General features: G+C 63.6%; 26 protein-coding genes and 4 pseudogenes. 14 read left to right on the top strand and 16 right to left on the bottom strand.

Features of this window, described 5'->3' with window-relative positions; genetic code table 11:
- The first annotated feature begins 138 nt into the window (after positions 1–138).
- Positions 139–1,330, top strand: a pseudogene (locus ACVWYI_RS32010) (L,D-transpeptidase family protein).
- Positions 1,331–1,506: 176 nt separating this feature from the next.
- On the top strand, positions 1,507–2,475 hold the full coding sequence (locus tag ACVWYI_RS32005) for an NAD-dependent epimerase/dehydratase family protein (RefSeq protein ID WP_456664155.1): 969 nt from the start codon (positions 1,507–1,509) through the stop codon (positions 2,473–2,475).
- A 4-nt stretch (positions 2,476–2,479) separates the two neighbouring features.
- On the opposite strand, the gene ACVWYI_RS32000 is transcribed toward ACVWYI_RS32005, so the two are convergent.
- Positions 2,480–3,442, bottom strand: a complete 963-nt coding sequence (locus ACVWYI_RS32000) for a D-2-hydroxyacid dehydrogenase family protein (RefSeq protein WP_456664154.1) — start codon at positions 3,440–3,442, stop codon at positions 2,480–2,482.
- Positions 3,443–3,545: 103 nt separating this feature from the next.
- Positions 3,546–3,761: a hypothetical protein gene (locus ACVWYI_RS31995; protein WP_247442701.1), complete on the bottom strand. Its 216-nt coding sequence runs from the start codon at positions 3,759–3,761 to the stop codon at positions 3,546–3,548.
- A gap of 233 nt (positions 3,762–3,994) precedes the next feature.
- Between ACVWYI_RS31995 and ettA the strand changes: the two genes are divergently transcribed.
- Positions 3,995–5,644 carry an energy-dependent translational throttle protein EttA gene (gene ettA, locus ACVWYI_RS31990; RefSeq protein ID WP_247347826.1) on the top strand — a complete coding sequence of 550 codons (1,650 nt, stop codon included), beginning with the start codon at positions 3,995–3,997 and terminating at the stop codon, positions 5,642–5,644.
- A gap of 7 nt (positions 5,645–5,651) precedes the next feature.
- Positions 5,652–6,881 carry a lytic murein transglycosylase gene (locus ACVWYI_RS31985; RefSeq protein WP_456664153.1) on the top strand — a complete coding sequence of 410 codons (1,230 nt, stop codon included), beginning with the start codon at positions 5,652–5,654 and terminating at the stop codon, positions 6,879–6,881.
- Between the two features lie 92 nt (positions 6,882–6,973).
- Here ACVWYI_RS31985 and ACVWYI_RS31980 read toward each other — a convergent pair whose 3' ends face one another.
- Positions 6,974–7,258 (bottom strand): hypothetical protein, encoded by a 285-nt coding sequence (locus ACVWYI_RS31980; RefSeq protein ID WP_247442699.1) that lies wholly within the window; start codon positions 7,256–7,258, stop codon positions 6,974–6,976.
- Positions 7,259–7,469: 211 nt separating this feature from the next.
- Entirely contained in the window at positions 7,470–7,808 is a 339-nt protein-coding gene (locus tag ACVWYI_RS31975; protein ID WP_247442698.1) for a hypothetical protein, read from the bottom strand.
- Between the two features lie 320 nt (positions 7,809–8,128).
- On the opposite strand from ACVWYI_RS31975, the gene ACVWYI_RS31970 reads away from it, so the two are divergent.
- Both ACVWYI_RS31970 and bfr read left to right on the top strand, forming a co-directional pair.
- On the top strand, positions 8,129–8,401 hold the full coding sequence (locus ACVWYI_RS31970) for a (2Fe-2S)-binding protein (protein WP_456664152.1): 273 nt from the start codon (positions 8,129–8,131) through the stop codon (positions 8,399–8,401).
- 132 nt (positions 8,402–8,533) lie between these two features.
- A complete protein-coding gene (gene bfr / locus ACVWYI_RS31965; protein ID WP_247347820.1) occupies positions 8,534–9,022 on the top strand; it encodes a bacterioferritin in 489 nt (162 codons plus the stop codon).
- A 78-nt stretch (positions 9,023–9,100) separates the two neighbouring features.
- Here bfr and ACVWYI_RS31960 read toward each other — a convergent pair whose 3' ends face one another.
- The 3 genes and pseudogenes from ACVWYI_RS31960 to ACVWYI_RS31950 all read right to left on the bottom strand — a co-directional run bounded on the left by ACVWYI_RS31960 (position 9,101) and on the right by ACVWYI_RS31950 (position 11,377).
- On the bottom strand, positions 9,101–9,703 hold the full coding sequence (locus ACVWYI_RS31960; RefSeq protein WP_456664151.1) for an MSMEG_1061 family FMN-dependent PPOX-type flavoprotein: 603 nt from the start codon (positions 9,701–9,703) through the stop codon (positions 9,101–9,103).
- A gap of 80 nt (positions 9,704–9,783) precedes the next feature.
- Positions 9,784–10,130 (bottom strand): annotated as a pseudogene (locus tag ACVWYI_RS31955) (hypothetical protein).
- 170 nt (positions 10,131–10,300) lie between these two features.
- Positions 10,301–11,377, bottom strand: a complete 1,077-nt coding sequence (locus ACVWYI_RS31950) for an alpha/beta fold hydrolase (RefSeq protein WP_456664150.1) — start codon at positions 11,375–11,377, stop codon at positions 10,301–10,303.
- A gap of 126 nt (positions 11,378–11,503) precedes the next feature.
- On the opposite strand from ACVWYI_RS31950, the gene ACVWYI_RS31945 reads away from it, so the two are divergent.
- From ACVWYI_RS31945 to ACVWYI_RS31935, 3 genes are all read left to right on the top strand, one after another.
- The gene (locus tag ACVWYI_RS31945) at positions 11,504–11,770 is read left to right on the top strand and encodes a DUF2277 domain-containing protein (protein WP_092021683.1); all 267 of its coding nucleotides are present in this window, start codon (positions 11,504–11,506) and stop codon (positions 11,768–11,770) included.
- Between the two features lie 96 nt (positions 11,771–11,866).
- Positions 11,867–12,082: a hypothetical protein gene (locus tag ACVWYI_RS31940; protein ID WP_456664149.1), complete on the top strand. Its 216-nt coding sequence runs from the start codon at positions 11,867–11,869 to the stop codon at positions 12,080–12,082.
- A 52-nt stretch (positions 12,083–12,134) separates the two neighbouring features.
- Positions 12,135–12,359, top strand: coding sequence for a hypothetical protein (locus ACVWYI_RS31935; protein ID WP_456664148.1), 225 nt, complete (start codon positions 12,135–12,137; stop codon positions 12,357–12,359).
- 273 nt (positions 12,360–12,632) lie between these two features.
- Here the strand turns inward: ACVWYI_RS31935 and ACVWYI_RS31930 are convergent, their stop codons facing one another.
- The gene (locus ACVWYI_RS31930) at positions 12,633–12,881 is read right to left on the bottom strand and encodes a helix-turn-helix domain-containing protein (protein ID WP_456664147.1); all 249 of its coding nucleotides are present in this window, start codon (positions 12,879–12,881) and stop codon (positions 12,633–12,635) included.
- 204 nt (positions 12,882–13,085) lie between these two features.
- Positions 13,086–13,853, bottom strand: a complete 768-nt coding sequence (locus ACVWYI_RS31925) for an SDR family NAD(P)-dependent oxidoreductase (protein WP_456648780.1) — start codon at positions 13,851–13,853, stop codon at positions 13,086–13,088.
- Between the two features lie 111 nt (positions 13,854–13,964).
- Here ACVWYI_RS31925 and ACVWYI_RS31920 point away from each other — a divergent pair.
- Positions 13,965–14,451 (top strand): annotated as a pseudogene (locus ACVWYI_RS31920) (J domain-containing protein).
- Positions 14,452–14,455: 4 nt separating this feature from the next.
- Here ACVWYI_RS31920 and ACVWYI_RS31915 read toward each other — a convergent pair.
- A complete protein-coding gene (locus tag ACVWYI_RS31915; RefSeq protein WP_456664146.1) occupies positions 14,456–14,902 on the bottom strand; it encodes a hypothetical protein in 447 nt (148 codons plus the stop codon).
- A 29-nt stretch (positions 14,903–14,931) separates the two neighbouring features.
- On the opposite strand from ACVWYI_RS31915, the gene ACVWYI_RS31910 reads away from it, so the two are divergent.
- Entirely contained in the window at positions 14,932–15,210 is a 279-nt protein-coding gene (locus ACVWYI_RS31910) for a hypothetical protein (RefSeq protein WP_456664145.1), read from the top strand.
- A 141-nt stretch (positions 15,211–15,351) separates the two neighbouring features.
- Here the strand turns inward: ACVWYI_RS31910 and ACVWYI_RS31905 are convergent, their stop codons facing one another.
- Positions 15,352–15,612: a hypothetical protein gene (locus ACVWYI_RS31905; protein WP_247347810.1), complete on the bottom strand. Its 261-nt coding sequence runs from the start codon at positions 15,610–15,612 to the stop codon at positions 15,352–15,354.
- Between the two features lie 143 nt (positions 15,613–15,755).
- The gene (locus ACVWYI_RS31900; RefSeq protein WP_456664144.1) at positions 15,756–16,142 is read right to left on the bottom strand and encodes a RidA family protein; all 387 of its coding nucleotides are present in this window, start codon (positions 16,140–16,142) and stop codon (positions 15,756–15,758) included.
- A gap of 446 nt (positions 16,143–16,588) precedes the next feature.
- Between ACVWYI_RS31900 and ACVWYI_RS31895 the strand changes: the two genes are divergently transcribed.
- Complete coding sequence (locus ACVWYI_RS31895) at positions 16,589–17,023, top strand: hypothetical protein (RefSeq protein ID WP_456664143.1); 435 nt, start codon at positions 16,589–16,591, stop codon at positions 17,021–17,023.
- 149 nt (positions 17,024–17,172) lie between these two features.
- Here ACVWYI_RS31895 and ACVWYI_RS31890 read toward each other — a convergent pair whose 3' ends face one another.
- Complete coding sequence (locus ACVWYI_RS31890; RefSeq protein WP_456648784.1) at positions 17,173–17,883, bottom strand: glutathione S-transferase family protein; 711 nt, start codon at positions 17,881–17,883, stop codon at positions 17,173–17,175.
- 175 nt (positions 17,884–18,058) lie between these two features.
- Here ACVWYI_RS31890 and ACVWYI_RS31885 point away from each other — a divergent pair, with 175 nt between their 5' ends.
- Positions 18,059–18,787, top strand: a complete 729-nt coding sequence (locus ACVWYI_RS31885; protein WP_456648785.1) for an SDR family oxidoreductase — start codon at positions 18,059–18,061, stop codon at positions 18,785–18,787.
- Positions 18,788–18,801: 14 nt separating this feature from the next.
- Here the strand turns inward: ACVWYI_RS31885 and ACVWYI_RS31880 are convergent, their stop codons facing one another.
- Together ACVWYI_RS31880 and ACVWYI_RS31875 are read right to left on the bottom strand one after the other, a co-directional pair.
- Entirely contained in the window at positions 18,802–19,455 is a 654-nt protein-coding gene (locus ACVWYI_RS31880; protein WP_456664142.1) for a glutathione S-transferase family protein, read from the bottom strand.
- Between the two features lie 193 nt (positions 19,456–19,648).
- A complete protein-coding gene (locus ACVWYI_RS31875) occupies positions 19,649–20,191 on the bottom strand; it encodes a mismatch-specific DNA-glycosylase (protein ID WP_456664141.1) in 543 nt (180 codons plus the stop codon).
- Between the two features lie 280 nt (positions 20,192–20,471).
- Here ACVWYI_RS31875 and ACVWYI_RS31870 point away from each other — a divergent pair, with 280 nt between their 5' ends.
- Entirely contained in the window at positions 20,472–21,005 is a 534-nt protein-coding gene (locus tag ACVWYI_RS31870; RefSeq protein WP_456664140.1) for a hypothetical protein, read from the top strand.
- Positions 21,006–21,090: 85 nt separating this feature from the next.
- On the opposite strand, the pseudogene thiC reads toward ACVWYI_RS31870, so the two are convergent.
- Positions 21,091–22,990, bottom strand: a pseudogene (thiC, locus tag ACVWYI_RS31865) (phosphomethylpyrimidine synthase ThiC).
- Between the last annotated feature and the right edge of the window lie 161 nt (positions 22,991–23,151).

Here is a 23,151-nt window from a genome sequence, read left to right as displayed (position 1 = left end):
AACGAGGCAACGGTAGTTTTGCGGATCACAAATCGGCAAATCAGGCACGAATCAACCTGTAATGTCTTGAATGTGCCGCTATCTTCCGTCATCTGGCCGTTAACGGTCCGGACGGGGCCCGGGGACTATACAAGAGCGATGATGATCAAACATATTCTGACGATATGCGCTGCCGCGACAGTCGCTGCGGCGGGAACCTCGCTCGCACAGGCTCAGAGCTATCCGGTCCAGCAGGCGCCGAGCTATGGCGCGCCGGCCGAATATCGGCCCGGCGACCGCGCACCGAATTTCGACGCGCTGGACGATGAAGACGACGCGATGCCGCAGGCGGCGCTACCGCCGCCCGGCCCGGACCCGCGCTACGGCAGTCCGGCCGGCGCTCCCCCGGTTTATTCGGCGGCTCCCGCCGCAGGGTCCGGTGATGTCGCCGGATGATCCCCGTTATGGTCGTCCCGCGGGCGCGCCCGTCTACTCGGCCGCGCCGCCGCAGGGTCCCGTGACGTCGCCCGACGACCCCCGCTACGGCCGCCCCGCCGGGCCGCCCGCGGTGATCTATGCGGATCGTCCGGCTCAGGCGCCCGGCAGTGACGGCTTGCGTCCGCCCGAGGCGGTCGGTGGTCCCGCCGCGACCGGAACGGTCCAGGCCGGGCAGCCGCCTGTTGGCGCCGATGGCCGGCCGATGGCGATCGCCTCGCTGCCGCCCGAGGAGCAGCCCGACGCCGCTCCAGCGCAGTTGCCGCAGAACCTGCGTCGCCAGGAGGTTTCGCTGGCGACCAAGGAGCCGGCCGGAACGCTCATCGTCGATACCCCGAACACCTATCTCTATTACGTGCTCGGCAACGGCCGTGCGATCCGCTACGGCGTCCGCGTCGGCCGCGACGGTTTCACCTGGACCGGCGTGCAGAAGATCACCCGCAAGGCCGAATGGCCAGATTGGCATCCGCCGACGGAAATGATCGAGCGCCAGCCCTATCTGCCGCGCTTCATGGCTGGCGGCCCCGGCAATCCGCTCGGTGCCCGCGCGATGTATCTCGGTTCGACCGTCTACCGCATCCACGGCACCAACCAGCCCTCGACGATCGGCAAGTTCGTGTCCTCCGGCTGCATCGGCATGCTGAACGAGGACGTCTCCGACCTGTTCGATCGCGTCAAGGTCGGCACCCGTGTGGTCGTGATGCCGGGTGGTCCGCCGCCGGGAACTGCGACCGCATCCGCCGCGCCCGTGCCCGGTGCTGCCGGGCCCGCTCCGATGGCCGCGCAGGCCGGTCCGGTCCCGGGCACGCAGCCGACGGTGGTGCCGCCGCTGCCCGCACCAGTCACCGTGCGCTGAACCGGCCTCGCAAGAATTGATCTGATTACGGCGCGTGAATTTCGGTCACGCGCCGTAATCATATGACGCATGCGCGCATCTCTCGCTTGCGCATGCCTTAGTTGCGCATGCCTTGCTTGAACGGCTCAGCACCTCGATTACGTCCGGGAGGATTGCAACGAATTGAGGAGCACAGGATGCGCATCTTTGTTGCGGGGGCGACCGGCGCGGTCGGTCGGTATCTTGTTCCATTGCTGGTCGCAGCAGGTCATTCGGTGATTGGCACGACACGGAATGCGGCAAAAGCAGATTTTGTGCGTCGATTGGGTACGGAGCCGGTCGTCGCCGACGGCCTCGATGCCGACAGCATGCGCGCTGCGGTGATCGCGGCGAAGCCCGACGCCGTCATCCACCAGATGACAGATCTCGCGGCCGCCACGGACCTCCGGCATTTCGATCGGGCTTTCGCGCGAACCAACGAGCTCCGCACCCGCGGAACCGACATTCTTCTCAACGCCGCACGCGAGGCCGGCGCCAAGCGCTTCATCGCGCAAAGCTTCTGCGGCTGGACCTTCAGTCGCGCCGGGGGAACGGTGAAGACCGAGATCGATGAACTCGACCCGCATCCCCCGCAAGAGCTGCGACGCACTCTTGAGGCAATCCGGTATCTGGAGCGAAGCGTCACCGCTTCAGCGAAGCCGGGGGGCATCGTGCTGCGCTATGGATTCTTCTATGGACCTGGCACCGGCACGCTCTCGCCGGCGATGATCGACCAGCTGCGCCACCGGCGTGTGCCGGTGATCGGCGATGGCGGCGGGACGTGGTCGTTCATTCACACCGAAGATGCCGCCTCTGCCACGCTGGCCGCGGTTGAACGCGGACGCGTTGGCGGCATCTACAACATCGTCGACGATCATCCGGCGCAGGTGAGGGATTGGTTGCCCGCGCTGGCCGAGCTGCTTGGTGCCAAGCCGCCGCGTCACATTCCCGCCTGGCTCGGGCGCCTGCTTGCGGGCGAGCATATGGTTGCGATGATGACAGAGGTGCGCGGAGCATCCAACGACAAGGCAAAGCGCGAGCTCGGCTGGCTGCCGGCGCATGCCTCCTGGCGCGACGGCTTTGCCGATGCGGCAAGGCAGCCCACCAGCCACCGCGCGGCAGCCTGAGGCTTCAGGCCAGCTTCCGCGGCAGCTCACCGCCCTTGGTGAAGGCGTCAATCGCGTCGACCATCTGGCCGTAATGGATGCGCAAGCCATCCTCTGTGGCGTAGCCGAGATGCGGCGTCAGCACGAGATTGTCGAGCTTGCGGAACGGATGGTCCGTCGGCAGCGGCTCGACCGAAAACACGTCGATGCCGGCGCCTGCAATCCGCTTCTGCTGCAACGCCTCGAGCAGCGCCTGCTCGTCCACGATCGGCCCGCGCGCGGTGTTGACGAGGAAGGCCGTGGGCTTCATCCGCGCAAGATCGGCAGCTCCGACCAGCCCGCGCGAACGCTCGCTCAATACAACATGGATGGTGATGATATCGGCCTTGGCGAACAGCTCTTCCTTGGTGGCATAGCCGACGCCGGCGTCCTTGCACTTCTCCGGCGTCAGGTTCGGGCTCCAGGCGATCACGTTCATGCCGAACGCTTTCGCGATGCCCGCCATCTTGCTGCCGAGCTTGCCGAGCCCGATGACGCCGAGCGTCAGCCCCTCGATCTCGACGCCGGCAAAGGTCTGCCACGGCCCGCCCGCATGCATGCGCGCGTTCTCGCGGCCGATGCCGCGGGTCAGTTCCAGGATCAGGCCCATGGTCAAGGGCGCGGTCGGATCGCGCGAATATTGCGTGCCGCCGATCGTAACGCCCCGCGCCTTCGCGGCCTCAATGTCGATCGAGGCGTTGCGCATGCCCGATGTCAGCAGCAGCTTCAGCTTCGGCAAGCTCTCGAACAAGCTCTTCGGAAACGCCGTGCGCTCGCGCATGGCGCAGACGATCTCGAAATCGGCGAGCGCGCTGGCCGCAGCCTGTTCGGAAGCGAAGGGATGGCTGAAAACGGTGACGTCGACGCGGTCGGACAGCCTTTGCCAGTCGGCGACATCGAGGGAGAGGTTGAAATAGTCGTCGAGAATTGCACAGCGCAACCGCGTCATCAGCGTTCATCCATGGGTGAGGTGTAACCGGACCATGGTTGCGCGCAATCACGACCGTGCGCAAGCCGTTCGCGTCTTCAAAAATCCGATAGGTGATTAAGGCTCAGAGCTCGCGGGGCTTGAGCCGGAACGGCGCATTCATGCCGTGTTTGGCCCGCCAGGCGGGGCCGGGGCCGCGCATGTAATGCAGTTCGGGCCTGTAGGGGTTGAAAGCGGTGGCGAAGAAACGTTTCCAGAAGCCCTTGATCTCCGAGACGAACACGGACGCGTTCCCGGAGTCTACCGGAACGGGAAGAGAATTGGTCTCGATCACGGCCATGACGCTGTCTCGCTGTGCTCCCGTTCATTTCTGAGCGGGTGGCGCTGTTTCCGCGCGAAGCCGAGCTTTGGCCTGATTTATTAAAAGATGGTTTCAATTGTCCGGATCCAGGTCCGGATGGTGTCCGACCCGTATTGATCCGTGGTGAACGGAGGGAAAACATTGCCCTTTGGGGACGGGATCGCTACATCGGCGGCAAGCAAATTTCCTCAAATCGAAGGTTTTCGGGACCGATGGCGCGCCAGTTCATCTACTTTATGCAGGGCCTGACCAAGAGCTACCCGACCCGCAAGGTGCTCGATAACATCCATTTGTCGTTCTACCCGGACGCCAAGATCGGCGTCCTCGGTGTCAACGGCTCGGGCAAGTCGACGCTGCTCAAGATCATGGCCGGCCTCGACAAGGAGTACAACGGCGAGGCCTGGGTCGCCCAGGGCGCCCGCGTCGGCTATCTCGAACAGGAGCCGCATCTCGATCCGACACTCAGCGTGCGCGAGAACGTCATGCTGGGCGTCGCCAAGCAGAAGGCCATCCTCGATCGCTACAATGAGCTGGCGATGAATTATTCCGAGGAGACCGCGGACGAGATGACCAAGCTGCAGGACGAGATCGAGGCCCAGGGCCTCTGGGATCTCGACAGCAAGGTCGACCAGGCCATGGACGCGCTGCGCTGCCCGCCCGACGATGCCGAGGTCTCGAAACTCTCCGGCGGCGAGCGCCGCCGCGTCGCGCTGTGCAAGCTGCTGCTCGACCAGCCCGAACTCCTGCTGCTCGACGAACCGACCAACCATCTCGACGCAGAATCCGTGTCGTGGCTGGAAGGGCATTTGCGCAACTATCCCGGCGCGATCCTGATCGTCACCCATGACCGCTACTTCCTCGACAACGTCACGAGTTGGATCCTCGAGCTCGATCGCGGCAAGGGCATCCCCTACGAGGGCAATTACTCGTCCTGGCTGCAGCAGAAGCAGAAGCGGCTCGAGCAGGAGGGCCGCGAGGACGCTGCGCATCAGAAGACGCTGGCCCGCGAGCAGGAATGGATCGCGTCCTCGCCGAAAGCCCGCCAGGCCAAATCCAAGGCGCGCTATCAGCGCTATGACGAACTGCTGAAACAGGCGAGCGAAAAGCAGACCCAGACCGCGCAGATCACGATTCCTGTGGCCGAGCGACTCGGTCAGAACGTGGTCGACTTCGAAGGGCTCAGCAAAGGTTTCGGCGATCGCATGCTGATCGACGATCTCACTTTCAAGCTGCCGCCCGGCGGTATCGTCGGCGTGATCGGCGCCAACGGCGCCGGCAAGACTACGCTGTTCAGGATGATCACCAAGCAGGAAGAGCCGGACAAGGGCACCATCACGGTCGGCGAGAGCGTTCATCTCGGTTACGTCGACCAGTCCCGCGACGCGCTCGATGGCAGCAAGAACGTGTGGGAGGAGATCTCCGGCGGCAATGAACTGATCCTGCTCGGCAAGAGGGAAGTCAATTCACGCGGTTATTGCTCTTCGTTTAACTTCAAGGGCGCCGATCAGCAGAAGAAGGTCGGCGCGCTCTCAGGCGGTGAACGCAACCGCGTGCATCTTGCGAAAATGCTGAAATCCGGCTCGAACGTGCTGCTGCTCGACGAACCGACCAATGATCTCGACGTCGACACGCTGCGCGCGCTCGAAGAAGCCCTGGAGGATTTCGCCGGCTGCGCCGTCATCATCAGCCATGATCGCTGGTTCCTCGACCGCATCGCGACCCACATCCTGGCCTTCGAAGGCGACAGTCACGTCGAATGGTTCGAGGGCAACTTCCAGGATTACGAAAAGGACAAGATGCGCCGGCTCGGCCAGGACAGCATCATCCCGCATCGCGTGAAGTACAAGAAGCTGACGCGGTGATTTCGGTATGATGCGGCGGGCGCTCATAGCTGCGGTGATCACCATCACCTGTAGCCTGCCGCCCGCCCGCGCCGCCGACGCCGCCTTCACGCAGTTCATCGCCTCGCTCTGGCCGGAAGCGCAGGCCGCCGGCGTGTCGCGCGCGACGTTCGAGCGAGAGACGCGCGGGCTCGAGCCTGACTACAAGCTGCCCGATCTGATCCTGCCGGGACGGCCCGCAACGGGGGCGCCGTCGCAGGCCGAGTTCGTGCAGGTGTGGCCGGGCGACTACGTCAGGGAAGCCTCGATCGCGCGGCTCGCGGGCGAGGGGCAGCTTCTGCTGCAAAAATATCGGCCGGCGCTGACCGAGATCGAGAAAAACTCCGGCGTGCCCGCCACCGTCATGCTGGCGATCTGGGGCCGCGAGACCGACTATGGCCGCTACACGCTGCCTTACGATCTCGTGCGCGTGCTGGCGACGCAGGCCTATGTCGGCCGCCGCAAGGACACCTATCGCAACGAGTTCATCCTCTCGCTGAAAATCCTCGGCGACGGCGTTGTGACACGCAAGGACATGCGCTCGTCCTGGGCCGGCGCCACGGGCCTCACGCAATTCCTGCCGTCCGAATATTACAAGCACGGCGTCGATTTCGACCGTGACGGCCGCATCGACATCTGGCACTCGGTGCCGGATGCGCTCGCATCCGCCGCGCAGCAGCTTGTCAACAAGGGTTGGCAGAGCGGCGTGCGCTGGGCTTACGAAGTGCAGGCGCCTGCCAAGGTCGATTGCACCAGCGGTGTGCCCGAGATGACGAAGCCGATCGGCCAGTGGCTGCGCGAAGGCTTTGTGCCGGTGCGGGGACAAAAGCTCAGTGCCGCCGAGCAGACACAGCCGGCCTCGCTGCTGCAACCGGAAGGCATCTACGGCCCGTCCTTCCTGACCACGAAGAACTACTTCGTCATCAAGGAATACAATTTCTCCGATCTCTACGTGCTGTTCGTCGGCCATCTCAGCGACCGCATGACGAGCCCGCAGCCGTTCGCGACGCCGTGGTCGGCCTCGAAGCAATTGCGTACCAAGGACGTCGAGACCATGCAGCGCGGGCTGACGCGCGTCGGGCTCTACAAGGACAAGATCGACGGCAAGGCCGGCATGCAGACGCGCGCCGCGCTTGGTGCCTATCAGAAGTCCGCAGGCCTCAAGGTCGATTGCTGGCCGAGCGAAGAGGTGCTGCGCTCGATCGAGGCGGCGCGATAGCGGGTCTCGGTCCTCTGGCTCACAAGAAAAAGCCCGGCCGAGATGCTCGGCCGGGCTTTGATCGCGGCGCTTATGAGCGCCATGCGATCAGATCAGTAGCAAACGCGAACCGGGCGGACGGCCCAGCCGTAGCCGTCCCAATAACGCTGACGCTGCCAGTAGCAGGGCGGGGGCGGCGGGCCGGGCTCGGCCACGTATACCGGACCGCCATAGGCCGGACGGCTCGACGCGATGGCGCCGCCGACGATGGCGCCGCCGATCAGGCCGGCTGCGATGCCGACGCCGACACCGTCACGGGCCTGGGCCGACGGAGTGGCAGTCACCAGCGAACCGGCGATCGTCGCAACCGCGAGGGCGGCAACTAAAGTCTTCTTCATGCTCTTGGCTCTCCTGAGAGATGGACGCACCTTGTTAGGAGCGTCCGGGGTTCAAAGGTTCACGCAGACTCTGATGGAATTGGCCTTGCAGCTAGGAAGCGCGCAAATGGTCAATCCGCGGTAAACGCACACGGAGCTGTGACGAGAAAAAGCGGTCTTTTTCAGGCCCCGAGATGAACGGCGCATCCGGAATGAAACGACTTGGCGCGACTCAGCCACAGACTCTGACGCGGCGGGCGCGCCACGCATAGCCGTCCCAGAAGCGCTGCTTCTGCCAGACGCAGCCGTTGCCGTAATAGTCGTCGGCGACATAGCCAGGACCCGGCGCGTAATAGCGGGGCGGGTAGTAACCGGGGCCGTAGCCCGGACCATATCCGTAACCCGGGCCAGGTCCGTAATTATACGGGGAGGCCAATGCGCCGCCAACAATGGCGCCGCCGATGATTCCGGCTGCCACGCCCGCAGCAACGCCGCGCTGCGCATGGGCGGGTGTACCGGCCGTCAGGGCCAGGGTGGCGACGGCAGCAATTGCCAGGAGCGACTTCTTCATTGGCTTGGACCTTTCGAACAAACACGCGGGAACTCTTTGGGGCAAGGTTCCATACTTCGTTTGAATGATCAATGAACGGCACCCTCGCCGGGGCCGACGGGATTGCGGAGACGGAGACGGAGGCGGCGGCGATGGTGGTGGAGGGGCGAGGGCGACTAGGTCTGCCGCGAAATTGATCCAGCGCAACGCCCTATTTTAGAGCCGTTCTAGGCTGTTTCCGGGCCAGTTTGGAATAGCTTCAAATACCGCTTTTTCCTTTTGCATCCGGACGGCCTCTTAAATATCGATGATGGCGCATCACCGAAGGGCCTGCCGCTTCCATGATCGTTTGTTCCTGTAACGTGCTAAGCGATGACGACATCCGCGCCGCCGTCGCCGAGTCCGACGACGCCATGCGCCATGCCAAGCAGGTTTATGGGTGTCTCGGCTGTAGCGCCGAATGCGGCCGCTGCGCGCGGACGATCAAGACCATCATCGACGAAGCGCTCGGCCCGTGTGCCAAGTCCTGCTGCTCCGGCTGCCCCCACAACCACACCGTGGCCGCCAACGACGAGACGGCCGGGCCCGTCCAGTTTGCCCTCGCGGCCTGCTGAAAACTTCCGCAACCTCGGCTGAGCTTTATCCCGGCTGCGTCCCCGTAGCCGGTTGCCCCCGTCCTTAAACTCATTTAGAAGCATTCTAAATTCGGTGCAGAGCCGATTTGGACGCAAGATCTGGAGTGCATCATGCAGGGCGACGCAAAAGTTATCGACTATCTCAACAAGGCACTGCGTCACGAACTGACTGCGATCAACCAGTACTGGCTCCACTATCGCTTCCTCGACAATTGGGGGCTGCGGGACATGGCCAAGGTCTGGCGCAAGGAGTCCATCGAGGAGATGGAGCACGCCGACAAGCTCACCGAGCGCATCCTGTTCTTCGACGGCTTTCCGAACATGCAGGTGCTCGATCCCTTGCGCATCGGCCAGAACGTCAAGGAGATCATCGATTGCGATCTCGCCGCCGAGATGAGCGCGCGCGCGCTCTATCAGGAAGCGGCAACCTATTGTCACAGCGTCAAGGACTACGTCACGCGTGACCTGTTCGAGAAGCTGATGAGCGACGAGGAGCACCACATCGACTTCCTCGAGACCCAGCTAGATTTGATCGGCCGCATCGGCCTCGAACTCTACACCCAGAAGCACGTCGGCGGGCTCGAGGGCGAGGGGCATTAGTCTGGTGCGTTAGCGCTGCCACGTGTCGGCCTGGTTCGCAATTGCGCGCCAGGCCGGGGCGACAGTTTAGGACGCCAACTACAACTGCGTCTTGTAGAGCTCTTCCACGATCTCCTGACTCTGCGGCTCACCAAGGCCGGTCTGCTCATGGACCACCTCGACGATGCTCGGCATCACCGAGCGCGGCACCTTCTCGGACGACCACAGCTTCGAGCGCATCAGTGCCTTGCCGCAGTGGAAATAGACTTCGCTGACGGCGACGTTCAGCACCGCGCGCGGCGGCTTGCCGAATTCCACCATCGAGGCGAGCAGGTCCGGATCGGCGGACAGTGTGCCGCGGCCGCCGACGCGCAGCGTCTCGTCGATGCCGGGGACGAAGAACAACAGATGCACGAAGCCCGAGCCCTCGACGACGTTCCGAAAACTGTCGATGCGGTTGTTGCCGGAGCGATCAGGCATCAGCAGCTGGTTGGGGCCGGCGAAGTGGACGAAGCCAACGCCGCCGCCGCGTGGTGAGGCATCGACGCTGCCGTCCACGCCCGATGTCGCGAGCACGCAGAAGGGCGACATCTCGATGAATTTCTTCGCGTGCGTATCGATCGCGGGGCGCGCTTTCGCGATCACGCGCGGGCTCGGCTGGGCATAGATGGTGGCGAGGTCTTCGGCGCAAAGATCAGTCAACGGCGTGCCTCCGCTTCAGCTTCGCGTCAAACTATCTGATTGGACCATTTTCAGCCAATGAAATTCGGGTCTGCCGTCTGCTACACCGCATCCGCCGGCACGAAGCAGCTGATGATGATAGCGCCGCGGTGGTGGACGTACCACACCACGGCCTGGCCGACCGGATTGCCGCAGTCACGGATGATGGCGCGCTCGGGAGCACCTGCATCCATTGTCCCTCGATCGGCACCCAATAGGCGCCACTGCGCACGTCGTAGTCGGTACGATGGCCGTCGGAGACGTCGCAGCAGGGCACGCCGTTCGGTGCAATCACGCTCTTGAACCAGGCGCGGACGTCGGGCGGGACGTGATCATATTGCCCGTTGTCGAACGCGAACGCGGCGCTCGTCAGCACCGCCAGCCAAACGCACAGTACGAGCCTGTGCATGCGATCCTCCTCATCGCGTGTCGTGCCATTGGCGCGCGATTGTCCCGCGCGTCGATTCGTATCGTTGATGCGATTAAGCCCGAGCTGTCAGCGCATTGCATGCTCAAATAATATGCGGCGTCGAGGCGCCGCATATGATGCATCGCGATATGGCTGCGAGCCTGGCAATCCTACATCGTCCGCTGCGGCGCGGTTTGTAGAAACTGCCGGACCTGCTCGCTGTAGAATTTTGCGTTGCCCGTGGTGCCGTGGCCGCGCGTCTCGGTGCTCCCTGGAATCAGGTAGAGACGCCCATTCTTGACCCGCTTCATCGCAGCGTCCGTGATACCGGTCTCGGGCGGGTTGCGCTCGTCGTCGGCAGAATTGATCAGCAGCAGCGAGGCCTCGATCTGCTCCAGCTTCTCGCCGGCATTGTAGTCATGCGAGGACTCCCACTGGTAGAGGAAGTCGTTGGCATCTGCCGCGATCGGCATGGCCAGCCGATCATCGACGATCTTGTCGGCCTTGGCTGCCGTCGGCGCTTGCGATTGATAGGCCAGCGTGCCGCCAATGCTCGCGATGCCGTAGGCGGCGATCGCGTATTTCATCATGCGCGGCTGGCCGGTATAGTTGCCGCCATTGTAGTCGGGATCGCTGCGGATGGTGTAGAGCATGATCCGCCGCAGCATCCAGTTGCGCGACGCCATCTCGGTCGGCTGCGAGGCCATCGGCACCAGCGCGTCCATCGCCTTCGGATATCTCTCGCCCCACATCCAGGTCTGCATGCCGCCCATCGAATTACCGATGACGAGCCGCAGGTGCTTGACCCCGAGCCCTTCCGTCACCAGGCGATACTGCGCCTCGACCATGTCGCCGTAATCGTATTTCGGAAAGTTCGTCTTCATCCCGTCGGACGGTTTTGACGATTTGCCATGGCCGATATTGTCGGGGATGATGATGTAATATTTGGAGGCATCGAGTGGCTGCCCCGCGCCGAACAGCTCGCCGGCAAAGGCGGGCGACAGCATGCTCGCGCCCGAGCCGCCGGTGCCGTGCAGCACCAGCACCGGCTGGCCTGAGGGCTCGCCGACGGTGGTGTAGTGCAGCTTCAGCTCCGGCATGGTCTCGCCGGTGTGGAATTTGAAATCCCTGGCGATCCAGTCGCCCTGCTTCGGCGCCGGATAATCGGCCGCCAATGCGGATGTCGAGATGGTCGACAACGAGACGGACAACAGGATGGCTGACAGCGCCGCGCAAGAAGCTTTCATGTCGATTTCCCCCATGCGGCTCATGGTCGGCGGCCGCGTTGCGGCGGAACTTAGCAGAACTGTCCGGAAGGATGTAGGATTTCGCTGTCGTCGATCGTCTTCAAGGGAAGCATCAGGAGAGACTGCATGTGCCGCAACATCAAGACGCTGTTCAATTTCGAGCCGCCGGCGACGGAGGATGAGATCCACGCCAGTGCGATCCAGTTCGTGCGAAAACTGTCCGGCTTCAATAAGCCGTCGCAGGCCAATGAGGCGGCCTTCGACCGCGCCGTGGCGGAGGTATCGGAGGTCGCGCGAAAACTCCTGACGTCGCTGCACACTCATGCGCCGGCGCGCGATCGGGAGGTCGAGGCGGAAAAGGCGAAGGAACGCTCGCGGCTGCGTTTCGGTTAGGCGGCCTCGAACGTCGTTCCGTGATCTGCCTCACGGTGAAAGCGGTGTCAACGCGCGATGATGTTCGCCGGGCTTTTGACACCCCGGAGCACGACCATGAGCCGCCCCCTTCTTCCGCTGAAAGCAGGTGCCATCGTTTTCACGCTGCTGTGGACCGCGTGGATGACGTGGTGGAGCGGCTCGTTCTCGAGCGCGAACGTCGTGGTCCTCGCCTTGTGCGGCGCGGCAGTCGGCTATCTCTGGTACCGCGCCATGCGCTGGCAGTTCGAGCGCATGGGCATGCTGCCGCGACGCGAGAACGGGACGAAATAGATTCGTCTGTCAGTCCTTGTGGCCGTGCTTCTTTCTTTTTCTTCTTCTTCCTGTGATCATCGCCTTCGCTGCCGTCGTCCCCGTCATCGAGGGGCACGTCGTCGGCCTCCTGCACGGCGGCCTCCAGCGCCTCGCGCTCGGCAGCTTCATGCTCGCGCTGGCGGCGGCGTTCGTCCCAGGCGTCGAAAAGCTGATCGAGCCACGGCAACACTTGTTCGATCGACGGCAATTGGCCCGGAGGCCCGGCTTCACCACGCGGGCCCTGCGGGCCGGGTGATCCCTGCGCGCCGGCTGCCCCGCGCGGGCCCGGCTTGCCCTCTGGCCCGGGCTTGCCGCGCGCGCCGTCCGGTCCCCGCTTGCCTGGATGACCCTGTGGTCCCGGCCGTCCCGGTTCGCCCTGACGTCCGCGCGGTCCCTGCCGTTTTTGTTCGTCTGCCACGCCACTGCTCCCTCTGCGGAAGCCAGCTACTTAGCGGCCTTTGACGGCAGCGGCAATTCCGCCCGGCATTGCGCAGGGTTTGATCAACATCAATCGGCTGCATGTCACGCGCTAGTCGTGATAGGCAGGGACCTCGATGCCGGAGGCGGCATAGATCCTGATCTTGTTGCGCAACGTGCGCACCGACAGGCCAAGCACGCGCGACGCGCGCGTCCGGTTGCCGTCGCAGCGCGCGAGTGTCTGGAGCACGAGCTCACGCTCGACCTCGTCGACGGTCGCGCCGATCAGCAGCGGAACGATCTGGTTCGGGGCAAGGAATTGCGCGCCCGGTTCGAACGTAGCGACATGAACAGTGGTCATCAAAACACCTCCCGATCGACGCGCCCGCTTCCATCTTTGGAAGCGGATCGAGAACCAACGACCCCCAAGCCGTAGATCTACGGTGGGCGGGTTTGGTTAATGAAAGGTTAACCGCGGGCGATCGCACCAATTGACCTCAGGATTGCCGCGAAGGCGCCGCGATTGGCGCGAGATGCATCGTGATGCGGGCATATCTCGCCCCGCTCACACCGTCCGGTATCCGCCGTCCACCATCACGATCGTTCCCGTCACGTAGGCCGACATATCCGACGCGAGGAAGATCGCGGGGCCTACGATGTCCTCGGGCTTGCCGGTGCGCGCCAGCGGGGTGTGATCGACGAAGGCCTGCACCAGCGCCGGATTCGTCGCGCGCACATTGGCGTTGATGTTGGTCTCGATGAAGCCCGGCCCGATCGCATTGACGCGCACGCCCTCCTTGCCGAGCTCGGCCGCGAGCGCCTTGGTGAAGCCGAGCACGCCGTGCTTCGAGGTGGTGTAGGCCGCCGAACTCGGCGTGCGCAGATGCACGAAGGACTGGATCGAGCCGATATTGACGATGCGACCCTTAGCTGCGCGCAACGGGCTGAGGAACGCCTGCGTCATGTTGAAGACGCCGTTGAGGTTGAGCGAGATGATGTCGTTCCAGTCCTTCGCCACTGTCTCCGGCTCCGCGGTGAAGGCATTGCGGCGGGTGATGCCGGCATTGTTGACGAGGATCGAGACCTGCCCAACCTTGTCGGCGACCTGCTTGGCGAGCGCAAAACAGTCGTCGCGCTTGGTCACGTCGAGCGCAAAGCTCTCCGCCTTGCCGCCGGCCTTGCGGATTCCCTCGGCGGCTTCCGCGACCGTGTCGGCGTTGACGTCGAGCAGCACGATCCGCGCGCCTTCGCGTGCGTAGCCTTCCGCGATTGCCCGGCCAATGCCGGAACCGGCGCCCGTGACGACGGCGATATGGTTAGCGAGCAATGCCATGACAATTTCCTCCCGATTTCGCTTCTAAGTTTCATGAAAGGCTAACCCGAAATTAAGGGGTCGGAAACGGCGGCCTTGGCATACTGATCTTCATTGCTAAACGTTGCGCGCATGATGGAACGGCTTGAATCCTGGAAACTCGCACTCGAACGCCTGCGGTCGTCGCAAGGCGCCGATTGGGCCGAGGCGGGCCGGCTCGTCGCCGAGATCGTGCGGATGAGCACCGATACCATGCTGCGCCTGGCCGCCGAGCAGGCGCTGCCGGTGCTGCGCCAGGCCGTGGACAATGACGATCACAGCGTCACGCTGGCGGCCCAGCGGCGCATCGGCGTGGTCCTCGAGGTCGTTCATGATCTCACCGCGCCGCGCTTCGGCCGCCGCAACGCCATGCCGAAAAAACCGTCCAGCGAGGATCGCGCCCGCAAGGTGCTCGGCCTGCCGCTCGCCGTGCAGCTCACCTGCGAGGACATCAACCAGGCCTATCGCCGCGCGGCCAAGGGCATGCACCCCGACCAGGGCGGCAGCGCCGAAGCCTTCATCGACCTCGCCGCCCGCGCGCGATGTCCTGATCCATCCCCGCGCGTACAAGGACGCGTGAGAGCTCAGCTCTTGTTCACGCAGCTCGGATAGGGCGCGGCTTCGCCCGCTACGATCGGGCAGAGCTCGATCGGGCTGAGTGCGCGCAAATGCGCCTGCCAGCGGTCGTCGTTCACGGGCGGCTCGTCGCTTTCGGGGCCGCGCTCGGCCCACTGGATGGTGTAATAGTCGGTCGTACCCTTCAAGGTGACCAGGAGCGCGGTCTCGCTGTGCCGGGTCGGGCCGCTGTCGACGCGGCCGCAGCCGATCACGGCGACGAAACCTTCGAAGCGGCCGAACGTGGTGGTGCCGAGCGGTCTTGCCGCAAAGCTGTCGGGGCAGGCGGATTTGAAACCGCTCGCGATCGAGCCCGCGAATTTCTCCGGCGATGAACCTGGAGTGAGCGTCATGCCCTTCTCGCCTGTCACGGTGATCATCTCGGTCCAGCGTTCCGGCGTCTCGCCCTTCAGCACCGCCCTCGCGGATGTAGTGGCCGCCCGCGGTGTTCTCGAACACCGCGGAAAAATTCGACGGCATCGCGAAGCTGACCAGCTGGCCGAAGATTGGCGAGATCACGCGGAAGGATTGCGGGGCCTGCGCGTACGCCGTTGCGGCGAGCAGGAGCGATGCGGCGAGAATCGTTGCTGTCGCCGGTGCGCGCACCGATTGGCTCCAAAGCCACGAGGTAAAAAAACGAGCGGGCAAGGATGCTAGCATCGCATCCTTGCTGGGGAGGGGTGGTGCGAGACGCTTTTGGGCGCGCGCCCGGGACAAGATGTGAGTAGTTCCGCCAGGTGGCCAGGTTCAAAGCGCGTGCGCGGAAAATGCGTGACTTCGGCCGAAAACCAGCGGCGCGTCCAAAAAAGAAAAGGGCGGACCGCTTGCGCAATCCGCCCTCGAAATATGGTTTGTCGCGTAAGGCCTAGAGCGTGCAGCGGCGCTCGGCGCGCAGCTTGATCTGGAGGTCCGAGGCGGCCGTGAAGGTCGGGAGCGGCTTGCTGACGACCTTGTAGGTCGAGACGCCCCACTGGAACGGCTTGTACTTGAGGTCCTCGTTCCAGACCTGGCAGATGCCGGTGTTGTCCCAGCGGATCACGTAATAGCCGACCGCGGCAGAGGCCGGCACGGCGAACACGGAGGTGGCGATGCCGGCAACGGCACAGAGGGCGAGAACGCGACGCATGAAATATCTCCTGATGGGAACGTGAGAAGGAAACTGGTGCGGCAAATCTGCGCGGCTGGCAAGCGGGGCGGCGACCGTTCACGGATATGTCAGCCGTTCGTCGGCTGTTCGGTCGACCCTTATTCTCCTTGACTGTCGCTTGATTACCCCTTGGCCAGCGACGCCACCGCCTCGATCTCGATCAGCATCTTCGGATCGGGCAGCGCCTGGACCACGCAGGTGGTGCGGGCGGGGTAGGGTGGTGGGCCGAAGGCGCCGGCGTAGAGCGCGTTCATGGCGGCGACGTCGGAGGCGCGGGTCAGCAACACGTTGACCTTGACGAGATCGCGGACGCCGGCACCGGCCTCCGCCAGCACGCGCTTGATGTTGACGACGACGTTGGCGAACTGCGCCTCGAAGCCATCGGGCAGCGCGCCGCTCGCGTCGAAGCCGGGAATGCCGGAGACGAACAGGAGATCGCCGGCGCGCGTGGCAAAGGACAGCGGCGGAGCCTTGACGTGCGACGGGGGTGCGAAATGCTGGATCGGCATGGATCACCTCGAATGGACAGCTGGAGGCGGTAAGCGTAGCGGCAGGTCGGGCCCGCTCCAACAAAAAACGCGAAAACAACCCCATGCACAGTAGCCATCCTGCGGGAACCATTGATGTTTTTTTTGGATTCGGGAAAAGCAAAATAATCGATTGCTCCGTCGGGCAAAACAGGGGCAGAATGGCATGATGGCAGTGGTGCCTGGTCGCGCCAAACTCCGCCGTCATGCCCCGGCTCGACCGGGGCATCCAGTACGCCGCGGCGTCTCGGTATCCCACCGCGATCTCTGGAATACTGGATCGTCCGGTCAAGCCGGACGATGACAGTTGAGCGTGTGCTACAGACCGCGATTCACGCCCACCCCATCATGTTGCCGCCGCGATGCATCGGATACATTCGCCGCGTCTGATTCGATTCCCTCCTTGAAAGATAGCCCCCGGAGCCCCCATGAAGATCGCATCCGCCTTCCGCGCCGCGCTGCTCGGCATTGCCGCGCTTGCCGCCCTCTCGACCTCGGCGCTCGCCGACGGCGGCACCGTGGTGCTGACGATCTACAAGGCGGGCTGGATCATCGGCGGGTCCGGCGGCTCGGGCGTGCTGAGCTTCCGCGGCCGCTCCTATTCGCTCTCGACCGGCGGGCTCGATTACGGCCTGGTCTTCGGCGGCTCCAAGACCGTGCTGCGCGGCCGCGTCTCCAACATCAACCGGCCCTCCGACATCGCCGGCGTCTACGGCGCCGCCGGTGCGGGCATCGCGATCGGCCGCGGCGCCCGCGCCATCGTGCTGACCAACCAGAAGGGCGCCGTGCTCGAGCTGTCCGGCACACAGGTAGGCCTGATGGCGAATGCGGATCTGAGCGGGCTCGCGATCACGATGCGGTAGGGCGTGTAGAGGGGGCAAAGGCGCGCAAGCACCGTGCCCCTCATTGCGGTGTTAGACCCTCATGGTGAGGAGGCGCGTAGCGCCGTCTCGAACCATGCGGGCCCGTCTCGCCCGCGGCCATCCATCGAGACGATCGCTTCGCGATCTCCTCAGGATGAGGTCTGTGGTTGCGGCGTCACCGCCGCATGAATCCGCTCGCAATGCGCGACGAGATTTGCGTGCGGATCGACGAACGCCTTCAGCGGCGTCGGGATCGGGAAGTAATAGATGTTGGCGATGAAGCCATAGATGCCGGCATCGACGCTGGTTGGCGCCTGGCCGTGCACGAAGCCGGTCGCCGGCACGATCTCGGCCAGCACCTGCAGATCGGCGAGCCCCCGCGAGTAAGCCAGCTCGGGCGTATAGCGGCCGATGCCCTGGAAATGATAGCGCTGCGAATTATACGCCTTCGCCTTCTCGAATCCTGTCGCGTCGATCTGCTTGTGCTGCGCGATGAAGGCGTCGCGAAACGCCGGATAATAGCGCTCGTCCTTCCAGCGCGAATACGACATCACCCAGTAGAGATCGTCGAGCATGCGCGTGACGAGATGATTGGTCCGCCTCTGCTCCGCAGTTAGCGCTGCATCGATGGTGAGGCGGTACTTCGCGATCGCGTGCGCGATGATGGTCTCGCTGTCGCCGATCGTCTCGCCGTCATCCACGATATAGGGCAGCTGCCCGCGCGGCGCGGCGGAGGCGTCGAACACGTGCTCATGCACGAACGGCACGCCCGCGAGCTTCAGGAAGGCATAGACCTTGAGGCCGTAGCCGTTGTTGTCGGCGACGCCGAACAGGTCTGGATAGGAATAGAGGGTCAGCATGGGATGCTCCTCGAGCTGAAGTCGTATCGCCGCAGTGACGGGCTTGCAACAGTCCCGCGCTTTGTGCGCCGCCTCCTTCGGCGGACGATGGCATCGTCACAGGTTTGTCCCCGACAACGCCGCCCGGAACCGCTATACTGCGGATCCTGCTGGCCTCGGCAAGATGGGGATCCCTATGGCGAGAGACTTGGAAGGCAAGGTTGCGGTCGTGACCGGCGCCGCGTCGGGCATCGGATTGGCCAGCACCGAGGCGATGCTGGCCGCGGGCGCGCGCGTGGTGATGGTCGACCGTGACGAGGCCGCGCTGAAGGCGCTCGGCGACAAGCACGGCGACGCAGTGATCCCGCTGCTGGTCGACCTGCTGGACCCAAAGGACTGCGCAACGCTGCTGCCGCGCGTTCTGGAGAAGACCGGCCAGCTCGACATCCTGCATGCGAATGCCGGCACCTATGTCGGTGGCGATCTGGTCGATGCCGACACCATGGCGATCGACCGGATGCTGAACCTGAATGTCAACGTCGTGATGAAAAACGTGCACGACGTGCTGCCGCATATGATCGCGCGTCGGACCGGCGACATCATTGTCACGAGTTCGCTGGCGGCGCATTTTCCGACGCCGTGGGAGCCGGTCTATGCGTCTTCCAAATGGGCGATCAACTGCTTTGTCCAGACGGTGCGGCGCCAGGTTTTCAAGCACGGCATCCGCGTCGGCTCGATCTCGCCCGGTCCGGTCGTCAGCGCGCTGCTCGCGGATTGGCCGCCGGAGAAGCTGAGGGAAGCCAGGGAATCGGGAAGCCTGCTGGAGGCCAGCGAAGTGGCTGACGTGGTGATGTTCATGTTGACGCGGCCGCGCGGCATGACAATTCGTGACGTGGTGATGCTGCCGACCAATTTCGATCTTTAGAGCGCCAACCGCCCCTACGAACCCTTCGATGCGGCGATGAAAACCGCCAGTTGAGCGTCGAAAGCGCGCCTGAAGGCCGGCCGCGCTTCGCCGCGGGCGACATAGGCGGCGATATCTGGATATTCGTCCAGCAGGCCCGAGGCGTTCAACCGGCGCAGCACCGTCACCATCATGAGATCGCCGGCGCTGAACGCGCCGTCGAGCCAGTCGGCATCGCCGAGGCGACGGGACAATTCGCCGAGCCTGACGCGGACGCGATCCTTCAGGACCGGCAGGCGCTCCTCGTACCAGCTCTTGTCGCGCTCGAACAGCATGGCCATCCCGAGCTCGACGATCGGCGGCTCCAGCGTGCTCAGCGCGGCAAACATCCACGTGATCGCGCGGGCTCGGGCGTTCGCATCCTCCGGCAGCAGCCCGGCATGGCGCTCCGCGATATGGAGCACGATCGCGCCGGATTCAAACAGGGCGAGATCACCGTCCTCATAGGTCGGGATCTGCCCGAACGGATGCAGCGTGCGATGCGCCGACTCTTTCATCGCTTTGAACGAAACCAGCCGCACGTCGTAGGGCTGGCCCACCTCCTCGAGCGCCCAGCGAACCCGCATCTCGCGCGCCTGCCCCTTGCCGCGGTCGGGCGAGCTTTCGAAGGCGGTGATGGTGGGGGGCATCTGAGGGCTCCGGGTGGTGGCGTTATATCCAGAGGACGAACGGCAGGGACAGTTTCCGACAGACTATCTCGATTTCTGGGACGTATGCGAAACCAAACCCTCATGGTGAGGAGGCGCGCAGCGCCGTCTCGAACCATGCAGGCCCGCATCTCGCCCGCAGCGATCCTTTCGAGACGCCTGCTTCGCAGGCTCCTCAGGATGAGGTCGGTGGGTGTTGGGCGTCCGACAAACCGATCCACGCCGCCAACTCCCGCCACGGCTCCAGCGTCCAATGCCCGGACGCCGCCCCTGATGGCGAGGGCAGCACGAATATCTCCGGCAAGCTCTCATCGCGCGGCTGCCGCCCCAGCGCAATCCCGCTCGACGGTCTGCCATAAAACAAGCTCGCCGCCTTCTTGCTCGTGAACGCAATCGTCTTCGGTCGATACTTCTCGATCTTCGCTTTGAACCCCGGCACATCGATCGTCTCAGCCGCGATCTGGTGATCCATCCCGGCGCCCGACTTGGAGAGATCGGTGAAGCCGATCCCCAGCTCAAGCAGCGCCGCGAACTCGCCGGGCTGATACCGCCGCGGCGTAATGCCGGCCTCATGGATCGCGCGCCAGAAGCGGTTGCCAGGATGGGCGTAGTAGTGTCCAAGCTCGGCCGAACGCGTGCTGGCGGCGGTGCCGACGAAGACGAGGCGGAGGTCGGGGCGGAGCTGGTCGGGGAGGCGGTGGGGAGTGGCGTCGGGCAAGTTCTCTTTCTCAACGATCGTTCCGCGGGCTCGCCGCACGGATATCTGCTACAATATGACCTCGAATTACTCACCAGAAGAGAGTATCTCGAAACAGGAAGTGGCTGCTCTGTCGACCGGCTTCGGTTGGCATGTATTTGCCGAGGAGATTCCTTATAGTAGATCGTTTCCCAAGGGAGCACGGGAAGGAAGTCCAATCTTCCACACCTCGTAACGCTCGTTCTAGCGTTGCGCACGATGTGTCTTCATTTTGCAATGCGTTTGCGGCTCGGATCAGCTTATGAAATCTCCAAGAGATCAACGCTCAATCATTAGAGATATTCTGACGCTGTATCAGCGATACGGCGCTGACGAAATTGAGCAAGCCGTCCAATCTCTCAAGAACGGTGATGCTCTGCGAGAGATATCGGATTTGACGATGAACGTCGTAAGGAGGGCGGAGCGAGTTTCTGCTAACAGACCCCCGCGCGCAACAACGTCGAAGAAGAAGTCTAAACGCGAGTACCTTTCCGATCTGATTGCTGAGATTGAATCTAAGTCCGATTCAACTCAGGCAGATGTCGTTGAGTTGTTGAGGGCGGCTTCAAAGGGAGCAATGTTGAATGACGGTCGCTCACTGCGACAGTTTTCCGCTCGATTAGGAATTTCAGAGGGCCCGAAGAAAGTGGATCGCTTCACCACTCTGAAGCAGGTGGGTGAGGCACTACTGACTAAAGCTCCAGAGGAAAGAGCAGACTTGATCGAGTTTGCGAAGAGTCTGGAAAGTCGGCCGTCTTCACTCCAAGGTTGGAGCGATCTGATCGTCAAAAAGTGACGAAAGCTAAGCAATAAGGCGACCGGATGAACATCCGGTCGCTTTATTGACGAGCGCGATTACCATTTCAGAGAAGAAGTGTCCCTCACAGCACCCGGTTACTCTCCTTCACCTTCTCCGCATCCAGATACAAGTTCTCGCCCATCTCCTTGAATTTCGCGCTCATCTTGGCCATGCCGTCCTCGGCGGTTCCGCTCATCGACATGCCCACGCCGTTCGGATCGTTCAGCGTCGCCGCGTAATCCCGCACGTCCTGCGTGATCTTCATCGAGCAGAACTTGGGTCCGCACATCGAGCAGAAATGCGCGACCTTGTGGGCTTCCTTCGGCAGGGTCTCGTCGTGGAAGTTCTTTGCGGTCTCGGGATCGAGGCCGAGGTTGAACTGGTCGCTCCAGCGGAAGTCGAAACGAGCACGGGAGAGGGCGTCGTCGCGCAGTTGTGCGGCGGGGTGGCCCTTGGCGAGATCGGACGCGTGGGCGGCGATCTTGTAGGTGATGACGCCCACCTTGACGTCGTTGCGGTCGGGCAGGCCGAGATGCTCCTTCGGCGTGACGTAGCAGAGCATGGCGCAGCCGAACCAGCCGATCATGGCCGCACCTATCCCCGAGGTGATGTGGTCATAGCCCGGCGCGATGTCGGTGGTCAGGGGCCCGAGGGTGTAGAACGGGGCCTCGCCGCACTCCTTGAGCTGCTTGTCCATGTTGATCTTGATCTTGTGCATCGGCACGTGGCCGGGGCCCTCGATCATGACCTGGCAGCCCTTGTCCCACGCAATTTTGGTCAGTTCGCCGAGCGTCTCGAGTTCGGCAAACTGCGCGCGGTCGTTGGCGTCGGCGATCGAGCCCGGGCGCAGGCCGTCGCCGAGCGAGAACGAGACGTCATACTTGCGCATGAGGTCGCCAGATCTCGTCGAAATGCGTGTAGAGGAAGCTTTCCTTGTGATGCGCCAGGCACCACTTCGCCATGATCGAGCCGCCACGCGAGACGATGCCGGTGACGCGGTTGGCGGTGAGGTGGATGTACTGCAGCCGCACGCCGGCGTGGATGGTGAAATAGTCGACGCCCTGCTCGCACTGCTCGATCAGCGTATCCTTGTAGAGCTCCCAGGTCAGCTTGACTGGATCGCCGTCGCATTTCTCGAGCGCCTGATAAATGGGAACGGTGCCGATCGGCACCGGCGCGTTGCGCAGGATCCATTCGCGGGTGGTGTGGATGTTGCGGCCCGTCGAGAGGTCCATCACGGTGTCGGCGCCCCAGCGGATCGCCCACACCATCTTCTCGACCTCTTCCTCGACGGATGACGTCACGGCGGAGTTGCCGATATTGGCGTTGATCTTGGTCAGGAAGTTGCGGCCGATGATCATCGGCTCGAGCTCGGAGTGGTTGATGTTGCAGGGGATGATGGCGCGGCCGCGCGCGATCTCGCTGCGGACGAACTCCGGAGTGATGAAGGCGGGGACCTCTGCGCCGAAGCTTTCGCCGTCGGCGAGCGCTGCTTCCGCGCGCTCGAGTTGCTCTTTGCGGCCGAGATTTTCGCGCGCGGCGACGTAGATCATCTCCTTGGTGATGATGCCGGCGCGGGCGAATTCGAGCTGCGTGATCATGTTGCCGTCGAGGCCGCGCAGCGGCTGGTGATAGGCGGAGAAGGCACGCGCGGCCTTGTCGGTGGAGACGCTGCCATTGTCCTCCGGCTTGATCTGCCGGCCCTGATATTCCTCGACGCCGCCGCGCTCCAGCACCCAGGCCTTGCGGCCGCGCGCGAGACCGGCGTTGACGTCGATGGTCACGCTTGGGTCGGTGTAGGGGCCCGAGGTGTCGTAGACCGGCAGGTTCGGCTCGCCGGCGCCTTCGGAGAGGATGATCTCGCGCAAGGGTACGCGGATATCAGGCGCGGCGTCCGGGGACGCGAAGATTTTTCGTGACGAGGGCAGCGGGCCAGTGGTGACGGCAGGGATGGTTTTTTCAGGGTTGGAGCGGATGTTCATGGGATCCTCCTAGTTAGTTCGTTGGCATCGCTGCGCGAGAGACAAATACCGCTGTCATCCCCGCCTAGTGCGCAATTGCGCACGGGAGCGGGGATCCAGTATTCCGAGGCGGTGCGGCTAGAGCCGAGAAGCCGCGGCGTACTGGATCGCCCGGTCAAGCC

The organism is Bradyrhizobium sp. LB13.1 (genome assembly GCF_054056815.1).
The sequence above is the reverse complement of the archived record's forward strand: the minus strand, read 5'-3'. Positions and strand labels throughout refer to the sequence as shown.

What these genes read in the sequence shown, in the direction of transcription:
- ACVWYI_RS32005 (WP_456664155.1), top strand. Translation starts at nt 1,507, where the DNA reads ATGCGCATCTTTGTTGCGGGGGCGACCGGCGCGGTCGGTCGGTATCTT.
- ACVWYI_RS32000 (WP_456664154.1), bottom strand. Translation starts at nt 3,442, where the DNA reads ATGACGCGGTTGCGCTGTGCAATTCTCGACGACTATTTCAACCTCTCC.
- ACVWYI_RS31995 (WP_247442701.1), bottom strand. Translation starts at nt 3,761, where the DNA reads ATGGCCGTGATCGAGACCAATTCTCTTCCCGTTCCGGTAGACTCCGGG.
- ettA (WP_247347826.1), top strand. Translation starts at nt 3,995, where the DNA reads ATGGCGCGCCAGTTCATCTACTTTATGCAGGGCCTGACCAAGAGCTAC.
- ACVWYI_RS31985 (WP_456664153.1), top strand. Translation starts at nt 5,652, where the DNA reads ATGATGCGGCGGGCGCTCATAGCTGCGGTGATCACCATCACCTGTAGC.
- ACVWYI_RS31980 (WP_247442699.1), bottom strand. Translation starts at nt 7,258, where the DNA reads ATGAAGAAGACTTTAGTTGCCGCCCTCGCGGTTGCGACGATCGCCGGT.
- ACVWYI_RS31975 (WP_247442698.1), bottom strand. Translation starts at nt 7,808, where the DNA reads ATGAAGAAGTCGCTCCTGGCAATTGCTGCCGTCGCCACCCTGGCCCTG.
- ACVWYI_RS31970 (WP_456664152.1), top strand. Translation starts at nt 8,129, where the DNA reads ATGATCGTTTGTTCCTGTAACGTGCTAAGCGATGACGACATCCGCGCC.
- bfr (WP_247347820.1), top strand. Translation starts at nt 8,534, where the DNA reads ATGCAGGGCGACGCAAAAGTTATCGACTATCTCAACAAGGCACTGCGT.
- ACVWYI_RS31950 (WP_456664150.1), bottom strand. Translation starts at nt 11,377, where the DNA reads ATGAAAGCTTCTTGCGCGGCGCTGTCAGCCATCCTGTTGTCCGTCTCG.
- ACVWYI_RS31945 (WP_092021683.1), top strand. Translation starts at nt 11,504, where the DNA reads ATGTGCCGCAACATCAAGACGCTGTTCAATTTCGAGCCGCCGGCGACG.
- ACVWYI_RS31940 (WP_456664149.1), top strand. Translation starts at nt 11,867, where the DNA reads ATGAGCCGCCCCCTTCTTCCGCTGAAAGCAGGTGCCATCGTTTTCACG.
- ACVWYI_RS31930 (WP_456664147.1), bottom strand. Translation starts at nt 12,881, where the DNA reads ATGACCACTGTTCATGTCGCTACGTTCGAACCGGGCGCGCAATTCCTT.
- ACVWYI_RS31925 (WP_456648780.1), bottom strand. Translation starts at nt 13,853, where the DNA reads ATGGCATTGCTCGCTAACCATATCGCCGTCGTCACGGGCGCCGGTTCC.
- ACVWYI_RS31905 (WP_247347810.1), bottom strand. Translation starts at nt 15,612, where the DNA reads ATGCGTCGCGTTCTCGCCCTCTGTGCCGTTGCCGGCATCGCCACCTCC.
- ACVWYI_RS31900 (WP_456664144.1), bottom strand. Translation starts at nt 16,142, where the DNA reads ATGCCGATCCAGCATTTCGCACCCCCGTCGCACGTCAAGGCTCCGCCG.
- ACVWYI_RS31895 (WP_456664143.1), top strand. Translation starts at nt 16,589, where the DNA reads ATGAAGATCGCATCCGCCTTCCGCGCCGCGCTGCTCGGCATTGCCGCG.
- ACVWYI_RS31890 (WP_456648784.1), bottom strand. Translation starts at nt 17,883, where the DNA reads ATGCTGACCCTCTATTCCTATCCAGACCTGTTCGGCGTCGCCGACAAC.
- ACVWYI_RS31885 (WP_456648785.1), top strand. Translation starts at nt 18,059, where the DNA reads ATGGCGAGAGACTTGGAAGGCAAGGTTGCGGTCGTGACCGGCGCCGCG.
- ACVWYI_RS31880 (WP_456664142.1), bottom strand. Translation starts at nt 19,455, where the DNA reads ATGCCCCCCACCATCACCGCCTTCGAAAGCTCGCCCGACCGCGGCAAG.
- ACVWYI_RS31870 (WP_456664140.1), top strand. Translation starts at nt 20,472, where the DNA reads ATGAAATCTCCAAGAGATCAACGCTCAATCATTAGAGATATTCTGACG.